At 71.6% G+C, this 12431-nt stretch carries 10 protein-coding genes; 7 read left to right on the forward strand and 3 right to left on the reverse strand.

All coding sequences use genetic code 11. From position 1 onward, the window contains the following. Positions 1 to 231: 231 nt before the first annotated feature. The 3 genes from ACWCP6_RS29970 to ACWCP6_RS29980 form a co-directional block, all read right to left on the reverse strand. Entirely contained in the window at positions 232 to 1434 is a 1203-nt protein-coding gene (locus tag ACWCP6_RS29970; protein WP_450935712.1) for an amidase, read from the reverse strand. Positions 1435 to 1567: 133 nt separating this feature from the next. Continuing rightward, positions 1568 to 2842, reverse strand: coding sequence for an NAD(P)/FAD-dependent oxidoreductase (locus ACWCP6_RS29975; RefSeq protein WP_450935713.1), 1275 nt, complete (start codon positions 2840 to 2842; stop codon positions 1568 to 1570). Between the two features lie 208 nt (positions 2843 to 3050). Further along, entirely contained in the window at positions 3051 to 3647 is a 597-nt protein-coding gene (locus tag ACWCP6_RS29980; RefSeq protein ID WP_450935714.1) for a DUF2867 domain-containing protein, read from the reverse strand. A gap of 234 nt (positions 3648 to 3881) precedes the next feature. On the opposite strand from ACWCP6_RS29980, the gene ACWCP6_RS29985 reads away from it, so the two are divergent. From ACWCP6_RS29985 to ACWCP6_RS30015, 7 genes are all read left to right on the forward strand, one after another. Continuing rightward, on the forward strand, positions 3882 to 4625 hold the full coding sequence (locus ACWCP6_RS29985) for a response regulator transcription factor (RefSeq protein ID WP_450935715.1): 744 nt from the start codon (positions 3882 to 3884) through the stop codon (positions 4623 to 4625). A 44-nt stretch (positions 4626 to 4669) separates the two neighbouring features. Continuing rightward, the gene (locus ACWCP6_RS29990; protein WP_450935723.1) at positions 4670 to 6088 is read left to right on the forward strand and encodes a sensor histidine kinase; all 1419 of its coding nucleotides are present in this window, start codon (positions 4670 to 4672) and stop codon (positions 6086 to 6088) included. 184 nt (positions 6089 to 6272) lie between these two features. Then, the gene (locus ACWCP6_RS29995; protein ID WP_450935716.1) at positions 6273 to 8297 is read left to right on the forward strand and encodes a glycoside hydrolase; all 2025 of its coding nucleotides are present in this window, start codon (positions 6273 to 6275) and stop codon (positions 8295 to 8297) included. Positions 8298 to 8551: 254 nt separating this feature from the next. After that, positions 8552 to 8881 (forward strand): PadR family transcriptional regulator, encoded by a 330-nt coding sequence (locus ACWCP6_RS30000; protein WP_450935717.1) that lies wholly within the window; start codon positions 8552 to 8554, stop codon positions 8879 to 8881. Between the two features lie 2 nt (positions 8882 to 8883). Beyond that, positions 8884 to 9273: a DUF1048 domain-containing protein gene (locus ACWCP6_RS30005; protein ID WP_450935718.1), complete on the forward strand. Its 390-nt coding sequence runs from the start codon at positions 8884 to 8886 to the stop codon at positions 9271 to 9273. Positions 9274 to 9926: 653 nt separating this feature from the next. Continuing rightward, positions 9927 to 11165, forward strand: a complete 1239-nt coding sequence (locus ACWCP6_RS30010) for a serine hydrolase domain-containing protein (RefSeq protein WP_450935719.1) — start codon at positions 9927 to 9929, stop codon at positions 11163 to 11165. A gap of 411 nt (positions 11166 to 11576) precedes the next feature. Beyond that, a complete protein-coding gene (locus ACWCP6_RS30015; RefSeq protein ID WP_450935720.1) occupies positions 11577 to 12386 on the forward strand; it encodes a maleylpyruvate isomerase family mycothiol-dependent enzyme in 810 nt (269 codons plus the stop codon). Positions 12387 to 12431: the final 45 nt, after the last annotated feature.

The following is a 12431-nucleotide window of genomic DNA, read 5'->3' on the forward strand; positions in this document are numbered from 1 at the left end:
GGGCGCGGCCGGCCCCGCCGGATCCTGGCCTGTGCAGGCGGAGCGGAGCCCGGCGGGCGGCGCGCGCCCGTTGTTCCACCGGCACCGGGAGGGCGCCGGGGACGTCATCGGCCTTCGACGGCCGTACCCATGACGAGGACCACACCGCCGCGCCCGCTGGAGTCCGGCGGGCCGAAGCGCCGCTCGGCGAGACACCACGCCCCGCGGGCGGCCACCGCAGGTCCGACGGTGTCAGCGGCCGAGTTGGCCGAGACCGTCCGGAGGGCTCCGTCGCAGGATGTCGTGGGCGTGGGCGGCCATGTCCAGAAGTCGGGCGTCGGCGAAGCGACGGGCCACCAGATGCAGGCCGACCGGTTCGCCCTGCGGTGTCGCCCCGGCCGGCAGGCTGAGCGCCGGATTCCCGCTGATGTTGAAAGCCCAGGTCAGCGCCACGCTCATCCGTGAGCCCGGGCCGTCGTGCCCGTGGGGTGGGTGTGGGGTGGTCGGCGTCACGATGAGGTCGGAGCGCTCGAAGTGACCGTGGAGAGCAAGCGCGTTGGCCTGCTGTGCGCCCCTGGCCTCCGCAGGCGGGGTTGCACCGGAGCGCAGAGCCGTCCAGACCGGCGCGGGATCGTGCAGTAGGAGGGGACGGTCCTCGACCAGGGTGAGCAGCCCCGCGTCGGCAAGCTGCCGGGCCGCGCGGAGGGCGGTCGCTTCCACGGCGGGGTCCGTGTCGGCGTATCCCAAGGTGGCCGACCAGGTCGCCGTCGGGCGTCCGGCGGAGCCCGGAGCGTTGCGGAGAGCGCCGGGGTTCTCGCCGAGTACCGCGTCGAGATAGGCGGCGGCTTCGCGGGGGCTGCGGGTCACAACGCCAGGCGAGTTCAGTCCCGCCCGGTCACGGGCGGGCAGCAGGCCATTGGTGGGCTTGAAGCCGACGACACCGCACCACGCGGCGGGGATGCGTACCGACCCGGCGCCGTCGGATCCGGTGGTGAGCGGCACGAGACCCGCGGACACGGCAGCCGCCGCACCGGCCGACGACCCGCCCGGCGACCAGTCCGGATCCAGCGGATTGAGTGTCGGACCGCGGTCGGTGTGGCCGTAGGTCTGCCAGCCGGAGCGGGTGCGGGGCACCGAGGTGGCGCCCACCGGCACGCATCCGGCGGCCGCGAGACGACGGTTCTGGAAGGAGCCGGGACCTTCGCTCGCCTTGACGCCGATCGGCACGCCCGCCAGCGGCAGGGCGACACCGCGCGCGAGCCGTTCGTCCACGTCCGCGGCCCGCGCGAGGGCCTGCTCGGCCCAGACGTCGGTGAACGCGCGCAGAGCGGCGTCGCGTTCGGCGATCCGCGCGAGCGCGGCGGTGACGACCTCGTGGGCCGACAGATCACCCCGGCCGACATGACGGGCCACGTCCAGCGTGGACAGTGCCGTGTACTCGGCGGTGGTGAGCAAGGTCGTCCTCCTGGGGGGCGTCGAGGCTCGTGGGCCGCGCCGGCGGAGAAGGAGTCCGCCGTTGTCGGCCGCGGTTCCCCAGTGTGCGCCCGCACTTCACTTCGTCACCGGCGCTCCGCCTCCGCGGGCCGGTTCACCGGTGCCGCGTGCCCGCCGTCGGCCGGAGGTGCGCGAGGACCTCCCGGGCTGCGCGTGCACCCGACGCCATGGCCCCTTGGACCGACCCCGAAGCGCGGTGGTCGCCGCACACATGGAGACCTTCGGACACCCTGCTGGTGCGCGTCAGCGGCCATGGCGGCAGCATCGCCGGCAGCGCCCCGGGCACCGTGTACACCGCCACCTGTTCCCAGCCGCCCGCGTCCGTCCCGTACACCTCGGCGAGCACGGTGCGCAGCGCGGCCTCGCGCCCCGGCTCGTCCCGTCCCAGTACCGACGTCGACACCAGGGCACGCCCGTCGGAGCCGTACGTGGGTGAGACCTCCGTCAGCACGCACGTGTTCAGGAAGCGCCGCCGTGCATCCAGCAACAGGGTCGGCTCGTGCAGGGGGGACACCGGCGCCGAGTGGTAGTACGTCGTGACCGTACGCATCGCCGGGATCTCCAGCGCCGGGACGAGAGCCGCGGCGGCCGTGGCGCCGGTGGCGACCACCACTGCCGAGGACTCGCGTACGGTCCCGTCGCCCAGCACCACACCGCCCGCGGTGAGCTCCGACACCGTCGTTCCCAGCTCCACGACATCCGGCGGCAGTGCGGCGGCGAGCTGCCCGGGGACGGCTCCGATGCCGTTGCCGGGAAGGGCGAGGGTGCCGCGGACGAAGCTGCGCCACACCAGATGGAACACACGGCTCGACGTCTCGAGCTCGTCCTCCAGGAACACCCCCGCGAGGAACGGGCGCAGGATGGTGTCCACGGCGGCGTCGGAGACCCCGGCCCGGGAGAGCTCGGTCCGGGTCGTGTGCTCGGGGAGACGTTTCAAAACGCGTGGCGGCACGAGGGTGTCCCTGGCCGTGAGTGCGGCGAGCGCCGAGAGATCGCGGGCAGTCGCGTGTCGGCCGGTGACGAAGCGCGCCGCGTCCCGCGGCCTGCGCGTCGGATCGCCGAACCGCAGGCGCCCGCCGTCCCGCGTGTGCACCAGCACTCCGGGAGTGAAGGGACGCAGCCTCAGATCCGCCAGCCGCAGACGTCTTCTCACCTGCGGGTAGGACGTGTTGAACACCTGGAATCCCCGGTCCAGCAGGAATCCGCGGTGCGTGTCGGTACGCATCCGTCCGCCGACGCCGTCCGACGCCTCGAGCACCGACACGTCCAGTCCCGCAGCAGCCAGATCGAGGGCGCAGGTGAGGCCCGCGAGACCCGCACCCACGACGATCACATCAGCGCGTCCGTTCCGTCCGGCCCTCGTCGCCATCCGTCCTCCTCAGGTCGGCCCGATGCCTGACACATGCCCGCGCCGTCCGGCGTACCGGACCGCTGCTCCCTCCTTCGGCGGACGGGGCCGCCGCGGATGCGCTCGTGTCCCGCGGCGGAAACGTGCGCCGCACACGGACGGACCGGCCGCACGTGCACCTCCTCACCGGGAACGGATGTCGTACGGCCGGTCCGGCTCCGCGGGGCGGTCAGCCTGCGCTGCTCGTGCCCGTGCCGGCCTGCCACCTGTCACCGATCCCTCGGATCAGCGCCGGGTACACGCCCAGATGGCGAAACGGTTTGATGGCTGCCATGTACACGGCGCCGCGTAGCCCGTTGGGCTTCACCAGGACGGCCATCTGGCCGCGGTAACCGCCCTCCCCGTCCGGGACCCAGGCGATGTGCCGCACCGCATGGACGGTCCCGTTGGCGATCTCGGCCGCCCATTCGTCGTGCGTCAGGTAGACGGAGGTCAAGGACCCGGGGAGCTCGGGGCCCTGGTCGCCGTCACGGAGATCTGCCGGCAACCGGTCGCGGAGCGTCGCCACCCGGGCGCCGATGCCCTTGCCGGGCGCATCCCAGCCGAACACCTTCCCGAGCTGCCGGCGGATCGCGAAGAGCAGCCGCGGCACCGGGGAGGCGCCCTGCTGCGTCCCGTCGTCGTCCGCGAACTGGCGCACCAGCCGTGCGAGGTCGTCGAGGCCGCCGGGCGTGGGCAGCGCCCACACGTCCTCGAGAGTGAAGTCGCCGGCGATCTCGTGGATCCGCCAGGGGCGGGAAGTGTGCGCGGAGCTCGGGAGTCTCATGGCAGGTCCCTATCTATACGATGCCGTATAGATCAAGGCTAGGCCTGATATACGGTTCCGTATAGATCAGGATCGTGTGACGGAGACACAAGGGAGACACAAGGGAGACACAAGGGAGCAGTGGGCGCCGACGCTTGCGGCGGCTTCCACCTGGCTCCGCAACGATCCGTAAGAGGCTTCTAAGAATGCTTTCTGCGAGGCTGGGTGCCGACCTGTGCTCTCCGAAAGGCCTCCATGTCCGCCGCCGCCTCGTCGTCACCGTGCCCGGGACGCTCCGCCCCGCCCCGCAGGACCCTCCTCGTGGTGGACGACGACCCCGAAGTGCGGGCGGCGCTGGCGGACGGCCTGACCATCGAGGGCTATGACGTACGCGAAGCCGGCGACGGGCTGGAGGCACTGAGCGTCCTGGCCGCCGATCCGCCCGACGCCGTCGTGCTGGACGTTGCCATGCCGGTGCTGGACGGGCTGTCGGTGTGCCGGAGGCTGCGCGGGCTCGGCGACCGTACGCCCGTTCTGGTGCTCACCGCGCTCGACGGGATCAGCGAACGGGTGGCGGGACTGGACGCGGGAGCCGACGACTATCTGGTCAAGCCCTTCGCCCTCGACGAGCTGCTGGCTCGGATACGGGCCCTGCTGCGTCGCGCCGCTCCCGCGGGGACGGCCGACGACGGGCCGCCCGAGGTGATGACCTTCGCCGATCTGACCGTGGACGCGGCCCACCGCACCGGCGTGCGCGGCGGGCGGCGGATGGAGTTCACCCGCACCGAGTTCGCCCTGCTGGAGGTCCTCCTCCAGCACCCGGGCCAGGTACTGCCGCGCGAGATGATCCAGGAACGGGTCTGGGGCACCGAGTTCGGGCCGGACTCCAACTCGCTGGCGGTGTACATCGGCTATCTGCGCCGCAAGCTCGAGGTCGACGGCGCCTCGCGCCTGGTGCACACCGTGCACGGCGTCGGCTACGAACTGGCCCAACGATGACGGCGTCCCGCATCCTCCGTGCCGCTCGACCCCTGCGCACCCTGATGCTGCGAGCCCGGCCGGGCCGCCCGCCGCTGCGCACCCGTATCGCACTCATCACCTCGGCCGCCGTGGCGCTGGTCGTGGTGGGCGTGTGCGCGGCCGCGTACGTCGTGATCCGCTACGAGCTGGTGCGCCAGCTCGACCTCCAGCTCACCCAGCAGGCCACGCTCGTCACCCAGGAGAACCGCGACGGCACGACCGGAACGCTCTACGGCGAATGCACCTGGCTCGCGGCCCCGGCATGCGCGCAGATCGTCACCGCGGACAGCGGCGCCGCGGGTGACGACCGGGCCGGCGGCACGGAACCGGTGATCCCCGTCGGTGACGCCGCACGCCAGGTCGCCGCGGGCTCCCGTGCCGCCTACTACAGCAACATCACCCTGCGCGGATACCGGATGCGGATGCTCACCACCCCCGTGCACGGCCACCGCGCGCTGCAACTCGCGATCCGCTCCGACACCGTGGACCAGGGCGTGCGCCAGGCCGGCCTGCTGCTCGCCGGGGCGGGCGCCGCAGGTGCGCTGCTCGCGGCGGGGCTCGGCTACCTCGCCACCCGGCGGGCGCTGATCCCGGTCAGCAGACTCACCGCCACCGCCGAGCAGATCGCCACCACCCGTGACACCGCGCACCGGATCGAGGTGCCCGGGACGGGGGGACGGGGCCATGACGAGATCACCCGTCTCGCCGCCAGCTTCAACACGATGCTGGGCGAGCTGGAGGAGTCCATCGCCGCGCAGCGCCGCCTGGTCGCCGACGCCTCCCACGAACTGCGCACGCCGCTCACCGCGCTGCGGACGAACGCCGAGCTGCTGGCCCGCGCCGACCGGCTCTCCGAAGCGCAGCGCGACCGGGCGTCGGCAGCGCTCGGCGGGCAGTTGCGCGAGGTGACCGGCCTGGTCAACGACCTCATCGAGCTCGCGCGGGACGAGGAGCCACAGGCCCTGGTGGAGTCGCTGCGCCTGGACCTGCTGGTGGAACGGTGCGTCCAGGATGCCCGGGCGCACTGGCCGGACACCCCCTTCAGCACGGAGCTCGCCGCACACACCGTCCTCGGCGTCCCCGCCCGGCTGGCCCGGCTGCTGACCAACCTGCTGGACAATGCGGCCAAGTTCAGCCCTCCCGGTGCCCCCGTCGACATCCGGCTGACCGTCGACGGCGACGCCGCCGAGCTCACCGTCCGCGACCACGGTCCCGGCATAGCGGCCGAGGACCTCCCGTACGTCTTCGACCGCTTCTACCGGTCGCGCCAGGCCCGCGCCCTGCCCGGGTCGGGGCTCGGCCTGGCCATGGCGCGGCAGATCGCCCGCGCCCACGGCGCCGACCTGTCCGCGCACACCGCACCGGGCGGCGGGGCGCGGTTCCTGCTGCGGGTCCCGCGCGAGGGGAGCGGGCCGGCTCCGTCAGCCGAGCCGACTCGGTAGCCGGCCCCGGCCCGCACGCGCCCCGGCCTGCACTCCGCGTCCCGGACCGGCCCGCACACGGCGTCCCGTCCCCGGCCCGCACTCCGCGTCCCGGCCCGGGACCGGCGCTCGGCGCAGGGCGGGCAGGTGCGCCCCGACCAGGTCTCTTATAAGCGCTCTTAGAAGTGCTCGTTATCAACGTCCCATGAATCGAAAGCACTTCACCCGGACCCGTACGACGGCAGCGGTGGCACTGGCGTGTTCGGTGTCCGGCTTCTCTCTTGCGTCCACCACGCTGGCATCCACCACGCACTCCGGACAGCAACCGCCGCGGCCCGTCGTCACCGGCGGCCACCGTGTCGCGATTCCCGTCCGGGGCGGGACCGCCACCGTCGACACCGCCTCCCTGCGTGTCACGGCCGGCACCGGCCGGGGAACCGTGGAGCTGTCCGCACCCGCCACGACCGCCCCCGGCACACCCGGCCCCGTGACCACCGAGCCCGGCACCGCCCGCTGGAGCTACCCCGACACCGGGCTCGACGTCACCGCCCGCGCCGGGGACGACGGCCGCCTCGTGCTGACGGTGAAGGCCACAGGCAAGGCATCGGCGGACGGCGCCCGCAGCCTGTCGTGGCCCGTCACCGGAGCGGACCCGGCGGCTCGGGCCGTGCAGCTGCCGCGCGGCGAAGGCCTGTCCATCCCGGTTGCCGACCGCTTCTGGAACTCGTCGGAGGCCCAGCTCACCGACACGGACCTCGCCATGGAGTCGGACCTGGCGATGCCGCTGTGGGGATACACCTTCCGCGGTCACCGGGGCGTGAGCTACCTCGTGCCCAGCGACATCGGCACCGCACTGCACCTCACCTCCGACCACGGGCGGCTCCGCACCACCGCCACCCACGCCTTCTCACGGGGCGACGGCACCTCGGCATACACCGTTGCCCTGTCCCTCACCGACGGCTCGCCCGTCGCCGCGGCCCGCGACTACCGGGCCTGGATGAAGGAACACGGGCAGTTCACCGCCCTGCGGGACAAGATCCGGGACAATCCGGCCGACGCCAAGCTCCTCGGCGCCTTCCATGCCTACCTGTGGGGCGACGCCCGCAAGGCGGACTTCGCCCGACGGCTGCGCGCTCTGGGCGTCGACCGCATGTGGCTCGGCTATGACGCCGACGACCACCCCATGGACGCCGCCGCGACCACCGCCGCGAAGCAGGCGGGATACCTGGTGGGCCCCTACGACTCCTTCGCGAACGGCCAGGACCCGGCGACCTCCGACGCCCCCACCTCCGTATGGCCCGGCCGGGTGTACCCCGACTTCTGCGTCCGCGGTGCCGACGGCGCTCCCGTACCCGGCTTCCACGACCGCGGCTGCTACCTCAGCTCCGAGGCGTTCGAGAAGGCCGAGCCGGGTCACGACTACCTTGCCGACCGCACACGTGCGATGACCCGCAACGGCGCCGACAGCTACTTCCTCGACGTCGACGCGGCCGGCGAGCTCTTCCGGGACCACAGCACCGCCCACCCCATGACGAAGGCCCGCGACCGCGCCAACCGGCTCGCCCGTATGAAGCGGATCAGCGAGGACGGCCACCTCGTTCTGGGCTCGGAGTCCGCCGGATCCTGGGCCGGCCAGGTCCTCGCGTTCGACCACGGCTCGGCCACCCCGGTGGCCGACGGACTGTGGGCCGCGCAGCGCGACAAGCAGACCTGGGGAGGCTACGCGCCCGCCGACGCACCCGGCATCTTCTTCAAGCCCGCCGAGCTACCCGCGAACGTGGCCAAGGCGATGTACGACCCCGCCTACCGGGTCCCTCTGTACGAGACCGCTCTGCACGACTCCGTGGTCAACGTCGAGCGCTGGGAACTGTCCTACGACAAGCTGCCCCGACAGAAGACCACTCGCGCCCTGCTCGCGATGCTCTACAACACACCGCTCAACTTCGTGCTCGGCGGTGACTCGCTCCAGCAGCACGGCAGCGAACTCGCCGCGCTCCAGAAGTACTTCGCGCCGCTGCACCGCGCGGCCGGGACCCGGCCGATGACCGACTTCCGCAGCCTCACGTCCGACCGCACCGTGCAGCGCACCGTCTTCGGTGACGGCATCCTCACCGTGACGGCCAACTTCGGCGCCACACCGTACAAGGGACTCCCGAGCGGCTGTGTGGACGCGAAGCTGCGCGGCGACACCGCTCCGCGCCGTCTCTGCCCGGCGAACGTGAACCATTAGAGGAACCGCTGCGCGTCTCCTGAAACCGTCGGCAGGAACCCGCCGCCCGGCAGCCGGCCCGGCCGGGCGGCGGGTTCCCTGGCCGCCCCTCACCCGGAATGGGCCCACCGAGCCCTTGTTGGCGCTCTCGGCCGGCCGGGCGCCGCCCCCGGCTTCGCCGCACCTCCACTATTCCGTCTTGCTAAGTACCAGTAGTCAGCGTTACTGTGTACCAGTAGTCAGCAGCACTGAATAGCTCGGGAAGGAGGTGTTCCATGACCAAGCTGATGACGGAGATGCTCAAGGGCACGCTGGAGGGCATCATTCTCGCGTCCCTGTCCGGCCGGCCCGCCTACGGCTACGAGATCACGGCACGGCTGCGGGAGCAGGGTTTCTCCGACATCGCCGAAGGGACCATCTACGCGCTGCTCATCAGGATGGAGAAGCGCGGCCTCGTCGACGTGGAGAAGGTCCCCTCCGAGAAGGGGCCGCCACGCAAGGTGCATTCCCTCAACGCTCAGGGGCGGGAGTACCTCGAAGAGTTCTGGAGGACGTGGAGCTTCCTCACGGAACGACTGGAACAGCTCCGCGAAGGGGGCGAGTGATCATGTCCGGTGTCGAAAAGGGCGGCTTCATCTCGAAGGTGATCGGGCCCAAGAAACGCTGGAGGGAGTACAAGGCGCGCTCGCGTCGGCTTCCCGAGAGCTACCGCACGGCGGTCGAGGCGATCGAGCGGTACCTGATGTACTTCGTGCCGACCGACGGCGACAGCAATGCGTCGATGTTCGAGGACCTCGCCGATCTGTTCGAGCAGGCCGCGGCGGACGGAACGCCGATCCGCGAGATCGTCGGGGAGGACCCGGTGGAGTTCGTCGAGGCCTTCGTCCAGAACTACTCGGAGGGCGGCTATGTCCCCCCTCGTGCGCGGAAGCGGCTGACCGACGCCATCGAGCGTGCCGCCGGCGAAAACACCGGAGAAGAAGACAAGACAGCCTGACAACGGCACAGCGCGTTGTGCTCGGGGGCCGAGCACCGCTTTCATCGACTGTCTGCACTACCCGAGCACGGAGTCATGCCCGGCCGTGGCTTCGTACACGGCAAGGAGCAGCGTTTCGACAGCAGTTCGGGCGGCACCACGGCTGTCGGCGCTTCTCGGATGTGCGCGACGCCGGGAGGCAGCGCGACGCCGTCCGGCAGCGCGACGCCGGACGGCAGCCGTCGTCGTCCCGGCGTCTGCGGCCTGCGACGAGCTGAGGCGGAAGAGCGCCGGCTACGGGGATGCGAACTGCGTCCGGTCGCGCCGTCGCCGACTTCCCCACCACCGGTCCGGGGGTACCTCCCGAAGTCGCGTACATCGCCTCTCCGTACGGGCGTGCGACGCCCGGAGTCGTGTCGAGACGACGCCGTGACGCGTGTACCAAGCCACCGCCGACTACCTCTCGCCGCAATGTCAGCGGCGGCGTCGAGACGGCGACAGCCGGCATCGGAGCGGTTGGTGGATGCCAAGAACGGTTCAGCGATTGCGCCCTCAGGGCCGCGAACCGGGCGACGCCAAGCGCCCCCGTCTCAACCCATGAGCGCCACGCCGGGACGGGTCTCGCAAGATCGAAACACCGTGTGTATCGAACACTGTAAGCAGGGGGATTCATGATGGGAAAAGGCACTGGCGGCTTCTCGGAAGCAGGGCTGCGCAGGCTGCGCGAGGTGCTGGTACGGCATGTCGAGACCGGGAGGATTCCCGGCCTCGTAGCCCTGGTCGGCCAGGGCGACGAGACCCATGTCGAAGCGCTCGGCACGATGCGCCATGACGGTGGCGCGCCGATGCGCCGGGACACCATCTTCCGGATGGCCTCGACGACCAAGCCGGTCGCGGTGGCGGCGGCGATGGTCCTGCTGGACGAGTGCCGGCTGCGGCTGGACGACCCGGTGGACCGGTGGCTGCCCGAGCTCGCCGACCGGCGGGTGCTGAAGCGGGCCGACGGCCCGCTGGACGACACTGTGCCGGCGCGGCGACCGATCACCGTACGGGATCTGCTCACCTCCACGTTCGGGCTCGGACTGGATATGACGGCGAAGGACTCGCCGATGATGGGCGCGTTCTTCGAGCAGGGGGTTTACGGCCAAGAGGACGGATGGTTGTTGCCGGGACTGGAGCCGGATGAGTGGATGCGCCGCCTGGGCACGCTCCCGCTGATGTACCAGCCCGGAGAACGGTGGCAGTACAACGTGAGCGACGACGTGCTCGGCGTGCTCGTCGCCAGGGTCACCGGCCAGTCGTTCGAGGACTTCCTGCGCGAACGCATCTTCGATCCGCTGGGCATGAAGGACACCGGTTTCCACGTGCCCGCCGACAGGATCGACCGGCTGCCGCCTCTGTACGCCCCCGATCCGCAGACCGGAGAGTTCACCGTGGAGGACGAGGCCGAAGGGGGACACCACAGTCGGCCTCCGGCATTCCCGTCAGCCGGCGGCGGACTCGACTCGACCGTCGACGACTATCACGCCTACTTCCGGATGCTCCTCAACCACGGGATGCACGGGACCCGACGGATCCTGTCCCGGCCCGCCGTCGAGCTGATGACCACCAACCGCCTCCTGCCCGAGCAGCTCGCCGCCCGAGAAGCCTTGGCCCGCAATCTTGTCCATATGTCACACGGCCTGGGGCAGCACGGCGGCTGGGGCTTCGGGATGACGGTGCGCACCTACCATGGCGACTTCGCGCCCATCGGCCAGTTCGGCTGGGACGGCGGAGCCGGCACCACTGCATACGCCGACCCGGACAACCAGCTCGTCGGCATCCTGCTCACCCAGACGGGAATGTCCACTCCGGACTCGGCGCGGGCCATCCACGACTTCTGGACCACCCTCTACCAGGCATTCGACGACTGACCTGCCCACCTGGTCGAGGTCGGTCCGGCAGAAGACCTCGACCAGGCTCCGGCCTTCGACGCCTCCACGTTCTGCGGCGCCGCCTCCTGATCGACGCCCGGTGCGGACGGCGCGAGAGGACGAGCAGTTCCAACTGGCCGATGCGCAACCGGCCCGGATGGGCGGACCGGCCGTCAGCCCGGCGGGAAGCCGCGGCAGGGCGTGCGACGGAGCCGGGCCCGGTGCGTGCGCTGCGGGTGATGCCTCCTACCGCATCGACAGCGACGGACGGCACGATCCCGGCCGACGCGAGACCGGCGCAGCAGCCGGACGACACCCACGGATTTGCCTTCGAGCGGACTCCAGCAGACACACTGATCACGACGAGATCCGTGCTCAGGATCCGTCCTGCGAACAGAGAGGCGGCAGCAGATGGAGACGACGAGCCGGGCAGGACACCCACTGCCGTACGACACCTACCGGCAGGCGATCGAGCGGGAGACCCTGCACTTCGTCGAGGCGGTCAAGGACGCGGACCCCGCGACCACCGTCCCCTCCTGCCCCGACTGGACGCTGGCCGAGCTCAGTCAGCACGTGGGAGCGCTGCAGCGCTGGTTCTGCACCCTGCTGACACAGATGGTGCAGGAACCCCCGCGCAGCCGCGACGTGCAGCTCGGGCTGCCGGAACGTCCGGAGGAGTACGCAGAGTGGGTGGCAGCCGGCGTGCCCGCAGTGGCCGCCGTGCTGCGGGACACCGATCCCCATGCGGCGATGTGGGCCTGGGGCGAGGACCAGCACGCGCGATTCTGGGCCCGCCGGATGCTGTTCGAAACACTGGTGCACCGGGTGGACGCGGAGCGCGCCGTCGGCCGTGAGCCCGGCATCGACGCCGCGCTGGCCGCGGACGGAGTGGACGAGTTCCTCGTCAACCTCCCCTACGCGGGTCTCTTCGCCCCGGGCGTGGGGAAGCTGCGGGGCAACGGCGAGATCGTCGCCTTCCAGTGCACGGACTCCGCCGGCGGAACCGGTGAGGAGTGGCGGGTGCGACTCGACCCCGAGGGCTTCCGCCTGCTGCCTCGCCCGGAGACCGACGCGCCGTCGGAAGCCCGGGTGACGGTACGGGGGCGGGCGGCGGACCTCCTGCTGCTGCTCTACGGCCGCAGCTCGTACCAGGCCCCGGTCTTCGAGGTCTCGGGAGAGGCCGCAGTTCTCGATCACTGGTTCGCCCACACGGCGTTCTGACCCGCGGCGGGGGGGGGCGGCCGCGGCCGGCGGGGGGGCGCCCCC

It is taken from the genome of Streptomyces sp. NPDC002004 (assembly GCF_053593975.1).